At 48.0% G+C, this 20,029-nt stretch carries 18 protein-coding genes and 1 pseudogene; all 19 read right to left on the bottom strand.

Annotated elements, in window-relative coordinates:
- Positions 1–295 precede the first annotated feature (295 nt).
- Complete coding sequence (locus AC0YNT_RS05530) at positions 296–1,759, bottom strand: ATP-binding protein (protein WP_475803669.1); 1,464 nt, start codon at positions 1,757–1,759, stop codon at positions 296–298.
- Positions 1,759–2,475, bottom strand: coding sequence for a response regulator transcription factor (locus tag AC0YNT_RS05525; RefSeq protein ID WP_015843966.1), 717 nt, complete (start codon positions 2,473–2,475; stop codon positions 1,759–1,761). The genes AC0YNT_RS05530 and AC0YNT_RS05525 overlap by 1 nt, the downstream gene beginning before the upstream one ends.
- Before the next feature lie 38 nt (positions 2,476–2,513).
- Entirely contained in the window at positions 2,514–3,773 is a 1,260-nt protein-coding gene (gene ccsA, locus AC0YNT_RS05520) for a cytochrome c biogenesis protein CcsA (protein ID WP_475803668.1), read from the bottom strand.
- Entirely contained in the window at positions 3,770–5,458 is a 1,689-nt protein-coding gene (resB, locus tag AC0YNT_RS05515) for a cytochrome c biogenesis protein ResB (protein ID WP_475803667.1), read from the bottom strand. The genes ccsA and resB overlap by 4 nt, the downstream gene beginning before the upstream one ends.
- Before the next feature lie 27 nt (positions 5,459–5,485).
- A complete protein-coding gene (locus tag AC0YNT_RS05510; protein ID WP_475803666.1) occupies positions 5,486–6,013 on the bottom strand; it encodes a redoxin domain-containing protein in 528 nt (175 codons plus the stop codon).
- Positions 6,014–6,104: 91 nt separating this feature from the next.
- A complete protein-coding gene (locus tag AC0YNT_RS05505; protein WP_475804080.1) occupies positions 6,105–6,848 on the bottom strand; it encodes a pseudouridine synthase in 744 nt (247 codons plus the stop codon).
- A gap of 55 nt (positions 6,849–6,903) precedes the next feature.
- A complete protein-coding gene (locus AC0YNT_RS05500) occupies positions 6,904–7,437 on the bottom strand; it encodes a spore maturation protein (protein WP_475803665.1) in 534 nt (177 codons plus the stop codon).
- Positions 7,430–8,122: a nucleoside recognition domain-containing protein gene (locus AC0YNT_RS05495; RefSeq protein ID WP_475803664.1), complete on the bottom strand. Its 693-nt coding sequence runs from the start codon at positions 8,120–8,122 to the stop codon at positions 7,430–7,432. Before AC0YNT_RS05495 ends, AC0YNT_RS05500 begins: the two co-directional genes overlap by 8 nt.
- A gap of 108 nt (positions 8,123–8,230) precedes the next feature.
- Positions 8,231–9,361, bottom strand: a complete 1,131-nt coding sequence (locus AC0YNT_RS05490) for a D-alanyl-D-alanine carboxypeptidase family protein (protein WP_475804079.1) — start codon at positions 9,359–9,361, stop codon at positions 8,231–8,233.
- Between the two features lie 234 nt (positions 9,362–9,595).
- Positions 9,596–10,072, bottom strand: a complete 477-nt coding sequence (ytfJ, locus tag AC0YNT_RS05485) for a GerW family sporulation protein (RefSeq protein ID WP_475803663.1) — start codon at positions 10,070–10,072, stop codon at positions 9,596–9,598.
- A 119-nt stretch (positions 10,073–10,191) separates the two neighbouring features.
- Positions 10,192–10,881, bottom strand: coding sequence for a DUF2953 domain-containing protein (locus AC0YNT_RS05480; RefSeq protein ID WP_475803662.1), 690 nt, complete (start codon positions 10,879–10,881; stop codon positions 10,192–10,194).
- A gap of 111 nt (positions 10,882–10,992) precedes the next feature.
- Positions 10,993–11,814 carry a DUF427 domain-containing protein gene (locus AC0YNT_RS05475; RefSeq protein ID WP_475803661.1) on the bottom strand — a complete coding sequence of 274 codons (822 nt, stop codon included), beginning with the start codon at positions 11,812–11,814 and terminating at the stop codon, positions 10,993–10,995.
- On the bottom strand, positions 11,795–13,312 hold the full coding sequence (locus AC0YNT_RS05470; RefSeq protein WP_475803660.1) for an HAL/PAL/TAL family ammonia-lyase: 1,518 nt from the start codon (positions 13,310–13,312) through the stop codon (positions 11,795–11,797). Before AC0YNT_RS05470 ends, AC0YNT_RS05475 begins: the two co-directional genes overlap by 20 nt.
- Entirely contained in the window at positions 13,305–14,414 is a 1,110-nt protein-coding gene (locus AC0YNT_RS05465; RefSeq protein ID WP_475803659.1) for a DUF917 domain-containing protein, read from the bottom strand. Before AC0YNT_RS05465 ends, AC0YNT_RS05470 begins: the two co-directional genes overlap by 8 nt.
- 13 nt (positions 14,415–14,427) lie before the next feature.
- Complete coding sequence (locus tag AC0YNT_RS05460; RefSeq protein WP_475803658.1) at positions 14,428–16,071, bottom strand: urocanate hydratase; 1,644 nt, start codon at positions 16,069–16,071, stop codon at positions 14,428–14,430.
- The gene (locus AC0YNT_RS05455; protein ID WP_475803657.1) at positions 16,068–17,423 is read right to left on the bottom strand and encodes an LLM class flavin-dependent oxidoreductase; all 1,356 of its coding nucleotides are present in this window, start codon (positions 17,421–17,423) and stop codon (positions 16,068–16,070) included. The genes AC0YNT_RS05460 and AC0YNT_RS05455 overlap by 4 nt, the downstream gene beginning before the upstream one ends.
- A gap of 34 nt (positions 17,424–17,457) precedes the next feature.
- On the bottom strand, positions 17,458–18,402 hold the full coding sequence (locus tag AC0YNT_RS05450) for an ABC transporter substrate-binding protein (protein ID WP_475803656.1): 945 nt from the start codon (positions 18,400–18,402) through the stop codon (positions 17,458–17,460).
- Between the two features lie 17 nt (positions 18,403–18,419).
- Complete coding sequence (locus AC0YNT_RS05445; RefSeq protein ID WP_475803655.1) at positions 18,420–19,076, bottom strand: ABC transporter permease; 657 nt, start codon at positions 19,074–19,076, stop codon at positions 18,420–18,422.
- Between the two features lie 39 nt (positions 19,077–19,115).
- A pseudogene (locus AC0YNT_RS05440) lies at positions 19,116–19,853 on the bottom strand (ABC transporter ATP-binding protein); the annotation flags it as partial.
- Between the last annotated feature and the right edge of the window lie 176 nt (positions 19,854–20,029).

Raw genomic sequence — 20,029 nt, 5'->3', positions numbered from 1 at the left:
CGCGCCAGCGCAGCACGGCGCGCGCGGCTCTTGGGGGCTCGGTGCGAGAGGGTAAGGGGTAACGTGCTTGAGGAGCGGAGCGTCCGCCTTTGTCTGTCCATTGCCTACCCTAGCCCCATTCCAATCCGAGGCAATGGACAGACAACAGCGGCCGAAAGCACGTTACCCCGTCCCACGAGCCAACCTCGAGCCCTCAGAGACCGACGCCGTCAGCAAACAACAATGTTTCACGAACAACAAGATTAAATCCCCTCATTCAACAAAAAAACGCTCCCCGAAGGGAGCGTAGTGACATCTATTGATTGGATTCGACAGGCAGCAGCAAAGTGAATGTCGTGCCTTTACCGAGGACGCTGTCGACTTCGATTCGGCCATTATGCTGAGTAATGATATTTTTGACGATAGCAAGTCCTAGTCCGGTACCACCCGATGCACCACGTTTACGTGCTTTATCGGCTTTGTAGAACCGTTCAAAGATATACGGGACATCCTCGCTAGGAATACCCTGCCCTTCGTCAGCAATAATAAGCTTTACATAACGTTTCTTATTAATCGTCGCGAGATCTCCGGCTATTCGGATCGATTTACCTGCTGGAGTGTGACGAAGTGCATTATCCATCAGATTCGTCAATACCTGCTCAATCCGGTCCTCATCCGCCTCATAAACAGCAAGCGGTTCATCTGGGAGCTCTGCAATCAAGCTGACATCACGTTCCTTCGCATACACTTGGAATTTCCGATGAACACGCCTCACAACATTACTCATATCAAACTCCTGCAGACTGAGCTCAACATGACCGGCTTCCATCCGGGCCATATCGAGGAAGTCATTTACGAGCCTGCCCATCCGAAGAGACTCATCATAGATGACTTGGACGAGCTCTTTCCGCTCTTCCGGCGAAGCCACGATATCATCAAGAAGGGCTTCACTGTAACCTTGCAGCATCGAAAGTGGTGTCCGAATCTCATGGGAGACGTTAGCAACAAAGTCCCGACGCAGCTTCTCGAGCTTATGCTCTTCTGTTACATTTCGAATAACGGCAACTGCGCCACGAATGACACCATCTGTCTGAAGAGGCGCCATTACAACCGACCATACATTGTTATGGACCTGCACTTTATTCGTACAATCACGTCCCGCTTGCATGACAAGCTGGAACGTATCCCGCAGCGGACCGGGCACGCAATGGAACGTAGGTGCTCCTTCATCTTCAAAATCAACATCCATATCGAGATCCGACCAGCGGCTCACCAGCATATGGCCAGGAGGATTTGTAAGAATAACCTCGCCATCCGCGCCAAACGTAATCACCGCATCCCCCATACTGCGCAGAATGCTGGAGAGATGCTCCTTCTCGTGATTCAGATCATCAATCAGCATCTCCAGCTGTTCTGTCATATGGTTAAATGTTTTGGCAAGATCACCGATCTCATCCGAAGAACGAATTTCTACTTTTGTCTTATAATTACCGCCTGCAATGGAATCCGCTGCTTTCTTCAGCGCCAGCAATGGCTGCTGAATCCGTGACGACAGGAAGAACGCGAAGAACGTAGAAAGCAAAAAACCGATAACCGCTACAACGATAAATAACACTTTAATTCGATGCTGGGAATCACTATTAAAGGCAATATCGATATACTGGAGCAGGAACGTCCCAAGAATAACGAGGACAAGTGCGACGAGAAACATAATCGTCCACCACAGTTTCCCGACTACCGTATGCAGGGCAAAGTTCCCCCAACGTTTCAACAGCCTCATTACTTCGGTACCTCAAGCTTATAACCAACGCCCCATACTGTCGTAATCATCGAAGCAGCATCAGGCGATACTTTATTTAACTTTTCACGCAGGCGCTTCACATGTGTATCTACCGTACGCAGATCACCAAAGAACTCATAGTTCCATACATCCTTCAGCAGTTCCTCACGCGAGAAAACTTTATCCGGCGATACGGCCAAATAATGCAGAAGCTCATACTCTTTAGGAGTTAAGCTCACTTCCTGTCCGCCAGCTGATACGCGGTGTGCATCATGTTCAATAACGAGATGCGGGAAAACAATATTGTTGCTTGAATTCACTTCTTTTGTCAAAAAGGCCGTAGCGGATGAGCGGCGCAAAATCGCCTTTACACGATAAATGACTTCGCGTGGGCTGAATGGCTTCACGACATAATCGTCTGCACCAACTTCAAAGCCTTGCACACGATTCATTTCTTCGCCTTTGGCCGTCAGCATAATAACCGGCGTTGCTTTTACTTGCCGCAAGCGGGAGCACACCTCCACGCCGTCAATGCCCGGAAGCATAACGTCGAGCAGAATGAGCGCATAATCGGTTACTGTTGCGAGCCGAAGCGCGGTCTCACCGTCTTCCGCTTCGTCGATCAGATAGCCTTCCTTCTCCAAATACATTTTCAGCAAACGACGAATCCGTTCCTCGTCATCTACCACTAGAATACGGCTTGCATAGTCGGACATGCGGTGTTGCTCCTTTCAAAACAATTTATTATTAATGATTATACGCCTGCGTAAGAGTGCAAACCAGCGATAACGAGGTTAACCCCTACCAATGTGAACAAGATAACGACGAAACCGATAACCGCGAGCCACGAAGAGCGTTTGCCCTGCCAGCCGCGCGATAGACGGAAGTGCAAGTAGGCACTGTAGTAGAGCCAAGAGATAAGCGCCCATACTTCCTTCGGATCCCAGCCCCAGAAGCGGCCCCATGCGATGTTCGCCCAGATCATAGCGAAAATAAGGGCACCTAGCGTAAAGATTGGGAAGCCGATCGCAATTGCACGATAGCTGATTTCATCCAGATCTTCCGGATCGATATCTTCCATAAGCGGATGGATAATTGCACCAATCCGTTTACGGAACAGCAAGCGAATTAATCCGTACAAAATAGAACCTGCAATTACAGACCAGATTACCGTATTTAACTTACGTCCTCCATTAACACCAGTTAACCAGCTTGGTGCTTCGAACAATGGCTTATCCATACCAAGGAAAGAATCCATCTGAACGGCTTGGCTGTTATAAGGTTTAACAATTGGCGGCAGCGTATAATTGGCTGTATCGGTCGAGGAATGATCAACGCCCTTGCTGTCGATAGTGACTTTCTCTTGGGTGAATGTAGCCTCGTAGCCTGCCCCTTTGAAAATAAATACAACAGCAATGAAGCCAATAACCAGGACAATCGTATATAAAGAGAATTCTACCCAAAATTGATCTCTTCTAGCTTCCTTCGAGGTTTGCTTAAAGTCAACTACACGAAGGAGATACATCAGACCTGCTGCAAAGCCTACTGCGAAGAAGGCTTCGCCAGTTGCTGCAGTCGTTACATGCACCTTCAGCCACATGGAGCTCAGTGCTGGAATAAGCGGCTGAACCTCTTGCGGGAATACCGATGCGTAAGCCACTACCAGTACAACTAGCGGTAAGGCGAACATTCCAAGTAAAGGTACTCGGTAAATCGCATATACGATCGTAAATGCGATCATAATAGCCATGCCTAGGAACGTAATAAACTCATACATATTACTTGTTGGAATTTGACCGCTTCCAATCCATCTTGTAAAGAAGAACGTCAGATGGGCGGCAAGGCCGAGTGACGATGTGATGAACGAGATGCGCGACCAGCGTTTCTCATGTTTTATCGGATCACGGTTGCTCCATTTTTTTCCTGCAATCGTTACTACATAGAACAGGAATGCAAAGCAATATAGGAAAAAGGCGGCGATAAAGGCATCGCTGCTGAAATCGACATAACTCACGCGTTATTCCCTCCGTTATCAAGCGACTTAGGCTCTACGGCAATTCCGGTCTTCCGGAGTGCGTAAGCCACGTCTGCTCTCATGCCGTACCAGTTTTTATTTGTATGTGCGCCAAGCGACAGCTTACCGTCGTCGATCCGCAGCCAAATGCGTCGATGCTGCCAGTAAGAGCCAAGTAATAATCCCAGCATCGAAATGGCTGCCCCATACCAAACATAAGTAAGAGCTTTGTCCTTACGTACGTTCAAATACGTGGAAGCTTCGGCAAAGTGAACATTGTCCATGCCATTCACTTTAATCTCCAGCTTGTCCGAAATCGCAGCATTAATCGTGTCTTGTCCAAATTTCTCTTTATCCTTCTGCATCGGGAAGTAGATATAAGGCTGACCCTTCTCAGGTAACCCTGGACCTGTAATCAGGAAGATAAAGGCTGGTGCATTCGGATCACGGCTGAGCGTTACGGGTTCCCCATCTTCGCCAATGCTGAACTCCATATAATTAGCCGCAAGCTTCATCGTGTAAGGCCCTAGCTTATAATCCAGAGGTGCATCCTTCATTGGCAAATCAAATTTCCCGTAACTCTCGCCAGTTTCCTTATTTACGAGTTCCGGACTAACACTTTTCAGCTTTGGCGTAACATCGTAGTCAAACTGATACAGCTTAAGCCCATCATACTTGAGCGGATGATTCACAAGGATGTCCTGCTTTTTGATTTCTTTCAGCTCAGGTTCACCCGTGGCATTTTCACCGCAGTTGCTTGTACATTTATATAGAACTGCTGCAGTCTCATAACGTTTGGCACGGAGAGTGCCATGAAGTTCTGGCGGCAATTCGTCATCCGTATAGTACTCGACTGTGAACTTCTCGTTTTTCACGTAGTAGTTCGTACCTTCGATCTGAACCGTATCACCGTCTGGTATGCTCACATAGCTGTCCATTTGCCAGCCAGGAAGGCTTCTGCCTAAGATAGCGAGCAAGAACAAAATCAAGCCAATATGATTAATATAAGGCCCCCAACGGCTGAACCGGTTCTTCTCGGCAAGCATCGCAGTTCCGTCTGTATACACTTTGTAATGCTTTTTCTTCAAATGAGTGGAAAACTGCTTCACCCATTCTTCAGAATCTCCTTCAATCGGGGCATTGTACACTGTCTTCTGTCTCGTTATGAAACGCAAATGTTTGCGGATCTGCTGCTTGCTTAGTGCTCTATACAGCGGCAGCACGCGGTCCAAGCTGCAGATAACAAGAGAAGTACCAATCATAACAAGCAGTGTAATGAACCACCATGAATCGTATGTATGAGACAATCCCAGCTTATAATAAAGCTTGCCGGATAAACCATATGTCTCCTCGTAATAGATAGAAGGCTCGAAATTATTCAGAAATGAGCCTTCCTGCGGGTAAATGGTACCAAACATTGCTGTGATCAATGTAATGACAATGAGATAAACAGCAATCTTGACGGACGAGAAAAAATTCCAAATCCGGTCAATCCAGCTTGGATTACTCTTCTGCGACCTTCTCGCGACGCCGTCGTATCGCATCTCGAGCGGGGCATCTGACTCCATGTCTTCCATAAGCGGTTTGCCGCAGCTTTCGCACAGCACGGTACCAACGGCATTCTGATGTCCGCATTCGCATTTCGTGTTAGGTAGAGATAACACCGTGAAACCCCCTAATCCCATCCATCAGCCTCCTAACTCGAGGCAATCTTACTGAAGCAGCTTGTCTACACGTGAATCAATATCCTTCTCGCTCATACCACCCACAAAAACATCCTGAACGGTCCCATCCGGAAGTACAAAGAAGGTTGTCGGATACGACTCCAGTCCGTATTTATGCTCTGTCTTTCGGTTCACATCTCTTAAAATCGGATAGTTCAGATCGAACCGGCGAACGAAATTGTTCACAGTAAGCGTGTCCTCGCTTAAGTTTATCGCCAGTATCTCAAGTCCTGCGTCCTTCCACTTCTCATACTGACGCTCGAACTCTGGCATTTCCTTTACGCAAGGGGGACAAAAACTGCCCCAAAAGTTAATAACAACAGCCTTACCTTTATAATCAGATAAATTGTGCGTATTCCCCTGCAAATCTACCAGCGTAAAATCTGGCGTTTGTTCCCCAATCTTCGGGATTCCACCTTCATTTGCAGCGAATAACGTATTGCCAATGGCATATCCGCCTACAACAAGCACGGCAAGCAGAATGACAATTTGCACCGTTTTTCGATACTTGCCCATTCCTGTCCCATCACCTACATTTCACCATTGATGTCAGCTTAGAATACATTCATTATAACGAAAAACGGGCGGCAATAACCGCTGCCGCCGCTTACTTTTTATGAACTTTATGTGTCTTGCGAGCCGCTTCCCGAAGCTCTTTCACTTCAACGGGAGTCAGGTGTCTGAACTGACCTCTCGCCAAGTTCTGAAGACCAATATCGCCGAATTTTACACGTCTTAATCTCACAACCGGATGATTGATCGCGTCGAACATCCGACGTACTTGTCGATTACGACCTTCGTAGATTGTAATACGGATCGTTGAGGTCTTATTCTCCTCATCAACATCCTGATATTCAACATCTGCCGGTGCCGTCATTCCATCCTCAAGCATAATACCGGACTTCAATTTCTCCAGCAAAGAACCATGTGGTGTGCCTTTGACTGTTGCGAAATACATCTTCGGCACGTGATGACTTGGATGCGTTAGCAGATTGGCAAACTCACCGTCATTCGTTAGCAAGAGCAGACCTTCCGTATCGTAATCCAGTCGTCCAACCGGATAGACACGCTCCCTAATACCGGGCAAAAAATCAGCCACCACTTTGCGCCCTTGCGGATCCTTCGCGCTAGTGATGACACCTTTTGGTTTATTCAGCATCAGATAGATCTTTTTCTCACTGCGGATCGACTTGCCGTTAACCTTAATCTCATCAGTCGTTGGGTCCGCTTTGACGCCAAGCGTTGTTACTTTCTCACCGTTTACCTCTACGGCACCGGCTAATATCATGTCTTCGCATTTTCGACGGGATGCGATACCCGCTTGAGCTAATATCTTTTGTAAACGTTCCAATGCTTTCACCTCAACCTCCATCATAACGATATGGAAGGGAAAGCACAAGTCGCGACTACTTGAATATGTACATACAAATAAGAATTGCTGCCAAAAATCCGACAAGATCCGAGAATAAGCCTACTTTCAAGGCATATTTTGTCTTTCGTATACCAATAGCACCAAAATAAACCGTCAGCACATACAGCGTTGTATCGGTGCTGCCTTGAATCGTTGAAGCAATACGGCCGATCATCGAGTCCGGTCCATGTGTGGCGATAAGATCTGCGGTGAAGGCGAGTGAGCCTGCACCGGTAAGCGGCCGAAGAATACCAAGCGGTAATACCTCCGTCGGAATACTCAACAGATCAAACAAGGGGCGCACGGCGCCCAGCATGAGATCCATTGCACCGGACGCGCGGAACATACTGATCGCCACCATCATGCCAACAAGAGCAGGAATAATATTAATAGCGGTGCCAAATCCGTCTTTTGCCCCCTCAATAAAGGTTTCATAGACAGGGACTTTACGAAAAGCTGCATATAATGGGATAAATACAATAATTGCTGGAATAAGCCAGGCTGACAGGCGGGTAAACAGCTCAAACAACTTCTCCACCTCCTCCTCTTGGAAGTGTAGCTGATGCTGAGACAGGTGGATCTATGGAGGATTTGATCGGCATTTGTTTAGAATTGCGGGTGGTCTTGCCTGGAGGTGGTGCAGATCGCCTGCGATACCATCGGTCAGCAACGATAGCGGCGCCTGTCGCAACAAAGGTCGCCGCCAGCGTCGTGCCGACGATTTCTGCCGGATTCGCGGAACCATAGTTCATTCGAATGGCAATCAGCGTTGTAGGTACAAGAGTTATGCTGGAGGTATTTAGCGCAAGCAGCGTACACATTGCCGGCGTAGCAGTCGTTTGGTCAGGATTCAGCTTTTGAAGCTCCTGCATTGCTTTTATTCCCATTGGCGTAGCTGCATTGCCTAGTCCAAACAGATTGGCGCTTAAATTGCTCATAATATAACCCATTGCCGGATGATTAGGTGGCACGTCCGGGAATAGACGCTTCACAACAGGGCTTAACATCCGGGCAAGCTTCTTCAGCATACCCGCATCCTCTGCGATCCGCATCATTCCCAGCCAGAACACCATAATACTAATCAGCCCAAAGCTTATCGTTACTCCTGATTTAGCACCATCAAACGCCGCTTGCGTAACGGCATCAATTCTGCCATTAACCGCTCCAACTACTACACTTACCACGATAAAAAACAACCATATCCAGTTCACCATAAATTGGCCGCCTCCCCCGATTAGCCAAGCGTAAACGGCTGCGTCGTCCTATAGAGGGGCAGCATTCGTTTCGCGGGTGAAATATAAGCAAAGTATAGCTATACTTTCTTACATTTCGAATAATGCATTGATAACGGATGTTATCGAATGTATGAAGCTGTCATGTTCCGTTTTTGCCCTCTTATAATCAAGCATAGCAGCATCCGACATCGGCTTGCGTTCTGGCAAGCTCATTCTTGCACTGCCAATATCATAGACAGGAATGGATCCAATCTTCTGATCGTTCAAATACCATTCCAGCGCACCACGTTCCCCTAGTCTATAATTCATCGTTGCCATATCAAGGACAACAAGACGGGATTGAAGCATGTCCCGCTCCTCTTCGGCTAACGGATAATAAAAGGAGTTTCCAACCGCATATGGATAGCCTGCTAAGGTTTGGCCCTTGCTTGCTACTTCCATAAGGGGATAGTATTTAAAGCCCCAGTCTAACATATGGCGGTGGTCAATCCAGTCATCACGATCATTTAACGTCACAGCCGCAATCTGCTGTCCGTTTCTTGTTGCGGAACTGACCAGGCAGCGAAGTGCCTTTTTGGTATAGCCGGTTTTAACTCCATCTGCCCCTTCATACATAGCGAGCATTTTATTCTTGTTTGCCCAGCTGTATTGCCATTTTTCATGAGGGTTTGGAACACTCTTTACCTTCGTGCTAACAATCTCGGCGAATACCGGGTTTCTTAAAGCATAAGCCGTTAATTTTGCTAAATCATTTGCAGAAGAGTAATGCCCTTCCGCATCCAAACCATGTGGATTTTTGAACTGCGTATGAGTAAGGCCTAATATCTCCGCTTTCGCATTCATGAGATGAACAAAGCCCTCTTCCGATCCACCTACATGCTCGGCGATTGCTGTTGCCGCATCATTACCTGAACGGAGCATAAGCCCATACAGCATATTAAGCAGTGTCATTTCCTCACCAAGCTGCAAATAAATAGATGAGCCTTCCTTGCCAACCGCTGTTTTGCTCGTCTTCACATGATCTGCAAGCTTGCCATGCTCAATCGCGACAATAGCCGTCATGATCTTTGTCAAGCTGGCTATTCGCATGGATTGTTCTCCATTCTCGCTGTACAGCAGTCTTCCTGACTTTACATCAACAAGCGCAGAAGCATTTGCACTGGTATGAATCGGCTTTGGCGCCGCGAATGCCGGCGTCGCTAAGCTTGTCCCCCATATCAAACTGGCTATCCATAATCCTATTCCTATTCGGCGAGTAACCTTCACGTTTTCGTTGCTCCTTTCCTATCGTCAGCCCTCACCTTGTACAGTATATGCTTCGGATGGGCAAATTAAGACATGCCTACCTCCAGAAATGAGAAAACCTCTATCGAGGTCTCTCGGAGAAGAGCGACCGCGTCTAGAGGTAGGGATTATCTATTGTGGTAATCAGCAGCCCTTGCGGGCAGTTCCCTAGATGAGGGTGTCAGTTCCATCTGTTATATAGTCATTTGAGCTTGGATTTGAACTTGCTGATGTTTTGAACATCGATTGAACCTTGTCGAATACATGTGGAGCAGAATCAATAATCCGTTCCATCAGATGCGTTTGATTATCAAGCGGAACAATCTTCACACCTTGTGTACCTACAACAAGGAAAGCGATTGGCGTAATCGATACCCCGCCGCCGCTGCCGCCGCCGAAAGGTGCTGAAACACTGGCATTATGGTTGTGGCCGTCAGATGGCGACGTATGCTCGTGTGATGCTGAACCATCAAAACGGATATCGCTGCCGCCAGCCACAAAACCGAATCCCACTTTCGAGATTGGCATAATAATGCTGCCATCAGGCGTTTGGACAGGATCACCGACAATCGTATTGACGTCGACCATCTCTTTAATATTTTCCATAGCAGTTTGCATTAGGCCTTGAATCGGATGTTCTGGCATTGTGACTCCTCCTGAATTTGTATTGTGTTTGTGCGTTATGGATGAGGACTCGCCTACGCTTTTGTATTCTGCTCATCACAGCGCTCGACTATGTATGGAACCAAAAGTCATCTCGGATTTTAAGCCTTAAACAGCAGAGTTCGCCAAGCCTGTACACCTTCTTTTGCTTTCTTCAAGCGTATAAGTAGTTGGATTCCTGCCATAACGGCATTCCCAAACCCAATTCTGGCGACGCAGGACCATTCCGTTGTAAAACAAGGCTGCGCATATACTGGTTTAACATCGACCTTTGGCTCCGCTTTTAGTTTGACGAATTGTGACAAAACACCTAAAGTAGTTGTCTTCACTGACCACAATGCTCCCGTTGCCATAGCTGTCCACATCGCATCACCTGTACCAACAGAGCTTGACCATCTCCATTCTTCCAGCTTGATCTTCGCTAAAGTTCCTTTTGCCCATTTCGATAAATTATTCGTTAGCGCTGCAGCACGTTTAAACTTATCAATTCCCGCCATCACACGGTCTTTATCGATCTCATCATTTTTCTCATCCTTACTGCTCATACCAATGCTTGTACCCATCAAATGCTCATGCAAACGGATTGCTTTGCCGCTGAAATCAACCGAACCGATCTTCATCTTATAACGCAGTAAACCAAAGATCGCTTTGAACTTGATCTCGATATCGTCATTATCTCCATCTCGTTTCATATGTCCTTGAATGACTACTGGTGACACCAAGGCAATGAGCAGAAAAAGCACAATGATGAGACCGGCTGCTAGTACCCATAAATACGGATAACCGATCATGCCATGCTTCCTCCAACTTTCCGAAAACTAGGTTACCTGTAGTATGGCTTGAAGATCCGATTTCATGCAAAAAAACCCTCAGGATCTGTTCAATCCTAAGGGTTGATCTGCCTAAGACACACCGCTGTAAGGCAGTCTGTCCTTATCCTCCAATGCCCATCTCTTCCCATCTATATAGACAGCATCGACACGTTCATTATAGAAACTGAGCAGCCGTGCAATCTCATGAACCTCAGGAAGAGGTTTGCGGTAGCTCCACACGACATCGGCATATTTGCGGCCAAGCACACTCGCATTCCAATAGGTTGCTATCCCTTTGTAGGGACACCGGGTTGTTGTATCAGATGATTCAAGCAAATCCATCCTAACGTCTTCCACCGGAATATAATAACGAGGGGTTAAGCCTGTCTCAAACAAGACGACTGGACGTTTGCTGTCTGCAATTATCTTTCCGTTAATGACAACTTGAATGTGGCGGGAGCTAGGTATCGCATCAATTCTTGTATACGGATCCAGCGCATGAACGAAAATCTCTTCGTCTTCCTCGTACCAGGCATCAGCTTTTTTCCATACAAAAGAATAATAGCCCCTTAGAATAGCACTCTCCTCCACCGGTTGGAAGTAACTCCAAACCACGTTTTCTACTAGACGTTCACCGTTACGAATATGCCAATAGACAGCCTCTCCTTTAACAGGATGTTCTTGGCGAAAGCCTGAAGGCTCGAATAGGTCCTTCCGAACATCCGATTCTGGAAAATAGTAAACCGGAAGCTTGCCCGTCTCTGTAACGAGCAGAGCCCGTTTGCTGTCAGCTACCGTAATTTCTCCAAACTTGACTCGAACTCGCTTGGGACTACGTTCTGCACGGATCTCCCATTCCTTCCGCTCTCCATCCCGCAAATTCCACTGGGGATCATAATGCCCAATTGCCATTTGTATGTCTCCTCCTCATGATCTGATAAGCCTGCTCGATATCCTTAGTTAAAGCCCGGTCTTCTGATAAATAGGGAACCGATTCCCGTATGGCTTCATAAGCCTTTCTTACACCTTTGCCCAAGCTATCTTGTGAACTCCGAAGATCAATAGCCTGTGCCGCATGAATCGCTTCGATCCCTAAGATGTAATAAAGCCGGTCAATGATTTCACGCGTCTTATACACGACAAATGGTGAGTTCGTTGCATGGTCTTCCATATCTCCCGCTAATGAGGCGTAATCAGCAGATGCAGGATTCGATAAATGACGAATTTCGGCATCAAGCGATGTTACGGTTTTCTGCAGCGTACAGAAACCGATGGAATACTGCTCATTCGGTGTAAGGAATCGGGTTAAACCTGTAAATGACGGGTCGCCAAGACGTAAAGTGCGAAATACAGAGCAGCGGGATACATGATGGAGCGCTTGACCAAGCATCTCAAAGCCTAAAGTCCATGCGATTGGTTCGAAGTTGGCGCAAGAAACGATACGACGTTCCTCCAGCAATAAGCATGGATTGTCATCTGAACTGTTCAAGTGCAGTTCAAGCTGGTCCTTCACATAACGCCAGGCATCCCTCGCCGCACCATGGACTTGAACGGCATCACGAAAGCTTAACGGATCCTGCAGTTTTTCTACAGTTTGATGCTGCCATAAATGGCTTCCTTCGAGAGCATTCCTGACAACCGCAAGACTAGTCAATTGTCCTGGGAATGGCCGCATTCGATGTACAGACTCATCCAAGGGAGACAGTTGGCCATGAATGGCTTCAAGCGACATCGCATAGATAACATCCGCTAGTTCAAGCACTTTTATGGTGTCAACAAGAGCAAGTGCGCCAATACCCGCCGATAAGGCGTTAGAGCTTACAATAGCAAGCCCGTCTTTGGGTCCAAGCTGTAGCGGGGCAAGTCCAGCTTCCTGCAAAGCAGTAGCAGCAGGCTGCCGCTGGCCTTGCGCGTCGACTTCCCCTTCTCCAATCATGGCGAGTCCGATATGGGGCAGGTTCGTAATATCGGCGGCTCCAACCGACCCTCTCAGCGGAAGAACAGGGGAAATGCCAAGATTCAGAAATGCAGCATATCGGTCGGCAATGGCAGGCTGTACTCCAGTACAGCCTGCCAACAAGCCATTAAGCCGCGCGAGCAACACCGCACGAACTTCATCGTCTGCCGCATTTGGACCGATTCCTGAGCTATGCGACAAGATCAAATTACGGTTATATTGAGCAAAAAAAGCAGGATCTACTTTCTTGTCTTTGTTCCAGCCTACACCACGATTAAATCCGTAGACAGGAACATCTTGTTCGACAAGTTCATAGACAAGCCCCCGTGCAGCCTCCAGCCGTGTCCGGGCAGATTCAGCGATTTGGACTGGCCTGCCGAACCTCGCGACCTCCTCTATAGAGGAAAGAGATAGCACACTGCCGTCTAATACAAGCGGCTCTTTCTTAGACATAGACCTGAGTGCCTTTGGGAAAAGCGTAGTCGAACAGTTTGATTCCTAGAGCCTGCTCCACTTCCGGATATACGGCCGGGTCTTTTACCCCCGTACTAAGCGGAATAAGTGATCTATCAATCGTAAATACCGCAATTACCTGGCCTTCATACAGATAACCAACACTCACAGGTTCACCTGTTTCAAGCGAAATGGTCGTAATGACATCCGGGAATGTAGAGAGCCGGTTGCCGGAACCGTCATCAACTGCCATGTATTCGTTCATGACATGAAGGATAAGCCTCTTTCCTTCTGTCTCCACTTCAATCGTACCGATATCAAAGGCGCCTTGGTAACGGATATCTTTGCGAACAACAACACCTCTGCCGATATAACTGCCGCCAGTATAGGAACTGATTGTTTCAAGGACCTTCTCAGCACCTTCCGGTTCGGCTTTCAGAATTGCTTCGCCAAGTCCAATTGCTCTGGAAATCCCCCCAACTGCAGCATGCTCACGGACATAGCTTACAGGGACTGGCAGACGTGCTGCAGCAATAAAGCCTCCGGCCAAATCAGCTGCTGTCCGAAGAACATTCGAAGTGCGGCTTGGTGAACCTTTAACGGCTAGCTCAAGGTAGGTACCATTCTCTGGTTTCCCTCCAGCTACAGCTTGAATGGTCTCGATATCTTCACGCGATGCTAGTCCAAGCGATCCCATCTTGCCTGTAGGATGAGCACGGATATCGCCAGTTGCATCCACCACTACAAGCCCAAGCGCAGCAGCAGGCAGCCAGCCGTTAATGGAGCTCGACATGCCGTTTTGCGGTGTCATCACCCCAACGATTCGGCCTTCATATTGCTCGATAATAAGCTGAACTGCTTTAATATAATCTTTGCCAAGCATCTGCCATTCAGTTCCAGCCGGTGCTCCTATCGCTGTGCAGGTCAAGATAATCGCATCATCTGGAAGCTCATCTACACTGACCAGTTTTGGCCGGCCAATCGTGACCGCAGCACCACCAATCTCAAGGCCATGTTCCACCCAGCCGCCTCCACCGCTTGCGTAGACCGATCCACCCTTTACGGCTGCCAGCACATCCTGCTTTGTTAATTCTCTAGCCATCTTATCCCATCACCTAACCTTCCGTTGATATTCTGCGAATTCCTTTTACCCGTATCTCATCATGTGATTCTTCATAGCCGGCATCCGCATAACGCAGCACGCCAAGGCCTGTATCATTATCGAGTGCGGTACGCAGCCGGATCTCAGCTTCTTCTGTACCGTCAGCCACTAACGTAACCCCTGCACTTGTCATAAAACCGGCATAACCGCCGCCTCCAGAGTGAATCGCGACGAGATCTGCCATAGAAGAACAGTTCAGCATTGCATTAAGAAGCGGCCAATCGGCAATGGCGTCGCTCCCATCTTTCATTCGCTCCGTCATAATATTCGGATGTGCCATTGCTCCAGCGTCCAGATGGTCACGGGAGAAAGCAATAGGTCCTGCCAACTTGCCTTCCTTAACAAGCAGGTTCACATTAAGCGCAAGCTTTGTTCTCTCCCCATGACCAAACCAACCGATTCTTGCAGGTAATCCTTCGATAGGAACATGCTTCTGAGCCAGCTGAATCCAATTAACAGCCGTTTCGTTATGGCGGAAATGCTCAAGAATGTGATCATCAATAACCCGGATATCCTGTGCCTCACCACTAAGTGCAATCCAGCGGAACGGACCTATTGCCCTTGCAAATAATGGCCGAAGAAACGCCTCCGTAAAGATATCAATTTGAAAAGCATCCTCTACTCCGTAAGCCTTTGCTTGTGTGCGAATGTTATTACCGTTATCAAACACAACAGCACCTGCTGTTTTGAAAGCCAGCATTGCTTCAACTTCCTGTGCAATCGAGTGGCCAGCCGCCGATTGAAGCTCCGCCGGGTTAGATTGCCTTACCCGAGCAGCCTCATGAGTCGTATAACCACTTGGAATATAACCATAGAGCAGATCATGAGCTGAGGTCTGATCGGTAACGATGTCCGGGATAATTCCTCTCCGCAATAGTTCTGGGTAAATATCAGCCGCATTACCCCTTAAACCAACGGACAATGCTTCCCCCCTGTTACGGGCATCATCGATCCAATCAAGCGCTTCATCCAAGCTCTCTGTCCGGCGCTGCAAATAGCCGGAAGACAGCCGCTTGTTGATCCGTTCATCGGATACTTCCACACATAAAATAGCCGCATTCGACATCGTGCCTGCAAGCGGTTGTGCGCCGCCCATGCCTCCTAGGCCAGCCGTAAGAATGAACCTTCCCCGTAGATCACCACCGAAATGCAGCCGGGCTATGCTTTGAAAGATTTCGTAAGTTCCCTGAATAACCCCTTGCGAACCGATATACTGCCAAGCGGCAGCTGTTAAACCGCCCCATATAATAAGACCCTTCTCTTGTAATTCATAGAAGTTCTCGCTCGTCGCCCATTTCCCGACCAGATTACAGTTGGCCATTACAACAAGAGGCGCTTGCCGATGAGTACGGAAGACACCAATCGGCTTGCCAGATTGGATTACTAATGTCTCATCCTCCTCAAGCTCCTTGAGTGTACGGACGATAGCATGGTAAGACGGCCAGTTTCGGGCCGCCTTGCCAAGCGAGGCATATACGATTAATTCTTTTTGATTTTCTCCATTTTCCAATACATTCTCGAGCATCCGAAGCAGGGCTTCCTGCCGCCATCCCTTACACCGCAGCTCTGTCCCTCGACTTGCTTGTATCAGGCTCAATGCTGCACACTCCCCGCCGCCACTTCCCGGTATACGGGACGGCCAAGACCAAGATGATCCCGTAGTGTCGTGCCTTCATACTCAGTTCGGAACAAACCTCTCCGCTGCAGTTCTGGAACAACTAGATCAACAAAATCTTCCAGACCACCAGGCAGATGAGAAAATGCAATATTGAAGCCATCTGCAGCGCCGCTTGTGAACCACTCTTCCAGTCGGTCTGCGATTTGAACTGGTGTTCCAACAAAGCCTCCTACGAAAGTGCTTTTCGCCCGTTTGACCAGCTGGCGAAGCGTTGGATTCTCCTTCTCAATCAGCTCCCGCAGCCGCTGCAGACCACTTTGACTTTGATTAAAGCCCTCTACTTCAGGCAGATAGGGCAGAGGCTCATCCAGCGGAAATTGCGAGACATCACGACCAAGATAATGAGATAAGAGATCAAGTCCTAGCTCGAGCGGAGTTAACTCTTCTACAATAGCCCGCTTCGCGTTAGCCTCCTCTTCGGTCCGGCCAACAATCGGCATCACACCAGGCAGAATACGCAGTTCATCCGGATTTCGACCATATTTGGCCAATCTGCCCTTCAAATCGGCATACAATCGTTTAGCGTCCTCCAGTAAACCGCCTGGTGCAAATACCACTTCTGCCGTTGCTGCTGCTAGCTCCTTGCCGGCTTCTGAAGCACCTGCTTGAATGAGAACAGGATAACCTTGCGGCGGTCTCGTCACATTAAGTGGTCCTCTTACCTTGAAATGCTCCCCTTCGTAATTCAAATAATGCAGCTTGCCAGGATCTGCGAACTGTCCACTTTCTTTATCGAGCAGAAGAGCATCCTCCTCCCAGCTGTCCCACAGCCCTTGTGTCACCTCGACAAACTCCTTCGCGCGCTCATAACGAACAGCATGGTAGAGATGCTTCTCCTGACCAAAGTTCCGCGCTTCCTCATCTGTCTGCGAGGTTACGATATTCCAGGCAGCCCGGCCGCGGCTCAAGTGATCAAGCGTTCCAAGCTTTCTTGCGATATGATAAGGCTCGTTATAGGTCGTTGAGATCGTTGCCGCCAGCCCAATTCGCTCGGTTACCGCCGCCAGTGCCGACAGCAGAGTAAACGGCTCCGGCCGAATGCTGTTCGCTTGTTTCACGCTGGATTCGAAACGATCCCACACATATAGCTCATCTGCGTAAAAGAACATATCAAACTTGCCTTCCTCCGCCTTTTGCACGATCCGCTTGTAATAATCAAAATCCAGTAGTGCTCCTGCATCTGATCCCGGGTGTCTCCAGCTTGAGATATGCTCACCTGCTGGAAAAAACATCATCGCTCCAAGCGCAATTTGCCGTTTCTCTTTCCCCATTCCTGACGCCTCCTCGATATTACTTAAATCCGTCTTATTTCAAGAGACCTTTGCTTGTCAGCCATTCCTTCGCAACATCTAACGCCGGGCGCTGCTTAAGTTCCACTTCGCCGTTTAGTTGCTGCATCTCCGCATCCGTGATGCTGCCCTTCAGCTTGTTCAGCACTTCTTTCAGTTCAGGATGGTCAGCTAGTGTCGATTCTCGTATGACTGGCACCGCATAATAAGGGACAAATACATGCTTGTCGTCCTCGAGAGCGATCAGATCTTTATCCGCAATTTTACTGTCAGTTGAATAGGCTACCATAACATCAATGAGTCCTTGGCCAATCGCCTGATAAGCAAGGCCAGCTTCCTGGATCGTCTTTTGTTCCTTAAACTTCGGATTGTATACTTTCTCAACCAGCGGCCAAGTGTCTTCCCGCTTCAGAAACTCCGCATTTGTACCAAATACGAGCTCACCAGATTTCTCAGACAACTGCGATACATTTGTGATTCCAAGCTTATCTGCAGTCTCTTTGCGAATGACAAAGGCGTATGTATCATTAAAGCCAATTGGATCAAGCACATCGATTTTGTTACGTTCCTTGAGCAGCTTTACCACACTCTCATAAGCCTGCTGCGGATCATAAATCGGCTGCTCCTTCAAAATATTGAGCAATGCTGTCCCCGTATACTCCACGTAAGTGTCAACCTCTCCATTATCAATCGCCGCCCACAGCAGATTATTGTCTAGCGTCTTAATTGAAGTTTTCAGATCCGTGTCCTGATCAACGAGAAGCTTAAGAGCATTCGCCAAAATATCCGATTCAGCAAACCCTTTTGTTGCAACAACGATTGAATCATTTTTACCGGAAGAGGAATCCTTTGCATTACTGCATCCTGTCAAACCCAGAACTAACAAACCAACTAACAAGATAAGTGAAGCTCCAAATGTCTTTTTCTTCTGGACAACATTCCAACTATGTCTTCTCATCATCCTATACTCCTCTCGATCTATCCTTTAATTTTGTTCTGTGAACGTAAGCCCCTTGGCGTTAACAGCCTGTTGATGTACAGCAGTAGCAAGTTAACGGCAATAACAAGGAGGGAAACCGGTATTGCCCCTTCGAAAATCGTGATCGTATTAATCATCGAGATTCCCCTCGTAATGATATCGCCAAGGCCACCCGCTGCAATGTATGTCGCGATCGTCGCCATACTGATTGTCTGGACGGTTACGAGCCGGATCCCTGCCATAATGACGCTTCGAGCAATCGGCAGCTGTACTAACCGCAAGATCTGCCAGCGTGTCATACCCATTCCTGTTCCTGCTTCAATGAGCGCTGGCGGTACCTCACTGATGCCGGTATACGTATTTTGCAAAATCGGCAGCAGCGCATATAACGTCAGGGCAATAATTGCGGGCTTTTCCCCGATTCCGACGAACGGAATCATGAATCCGAATAAAGCGAGGCTCGGAATTGTCTGGATGACCGAGATGACCGTTATAACTCCATTAGCGAGCCTTTTCTGGCGGGTTAACAAGATACCAGTCGGGATAGCAATCACACAGGCGATAAGCACCGACCACAGCGACAGCTGAATATGCTCACCGGTTTTCTGTACGATGAGCGGCCAGTCTGCTTTTACCGTATTCCAAAATTGATCCATAACCGAGATCTCCCCTTAGATGGCATAGCCCGCCCCAAAGCGCTCCTGGCCAATAAAATCTCTTACAAAGTTGTTAATTGGCTGCCTGATGATCTCATTTGGTTCAGAAGCTTGAACCAATTCCCCATCCTTGAGCAGAACAATTTCATCGGCGATCTTAAAGGCTTCGTCAATGTCATGAGTAACGAAAACAATTGTTTTGTGCAGCTGTTCATTCAGTTTGATGAGTTCCTTCTGCAGTTGTACCCGGCTGATCGGATCCAGTGCGCTGAATGGTTCATCCATCAGGATTATGGATGGTTCTGCTGCAAGCGCCCTTGCTACACCGATACGCTGCTGCTGCCCGCCGCTTAACTCGCTTGGATACCGTTTACGGAATTGATCCGGCTGAAGGCCAATTAACTCAAGCAATTCTTCTGTTCTGATCTGCTGCTTTTTTTTGCTGTCTCCCCTGAGCCGAGGTACAATCGAAATATTTTCTTCGATGGTCATATGCGGGAATAGTCCGATTTGTTGGATGACATAGCCGATTCTTCTGCGGAGATGGACGGGATTCAGTTTGCTGATATCCTCGCCTTCTACGAAGATTTGACCAGATTCCGGCTCGATCAGCCGGTTAATCAGCTTGAGAAGGGTTGTTTTCCCACAGCCTGAAGGACCAATGATACACACGATCTTTCGCTGCGAAATTTGCAGGTTAAACCGGTCTAATCCAAATCCGGAGTCCGCCCGATACGTTTTACTTACATCTCGAAATTCAACGGCCGCTTCCGCCACCCTACCCACTCCTTTTTCTCAAGCGGATTCCTAAAAAAAACAAAGAGGAGGCCTTATTCCCCTTATTGGGAACAAGACCTCCTACCGTTAGGTGAGTCCGCTTTATTCTTTTTTCATTTCTTAGTGGTATTTCCAATACTAGTATGTAGGGATTGACCTTGTCAATCATTATTTTT

This window comes from Paenibacillus sp. J22R56, assembly GCF_056269375.1.
Note: the sequence above shows the minus strand (reverse complement) of the source record. Positions and strands in the feature narration are given on the sequence as shown.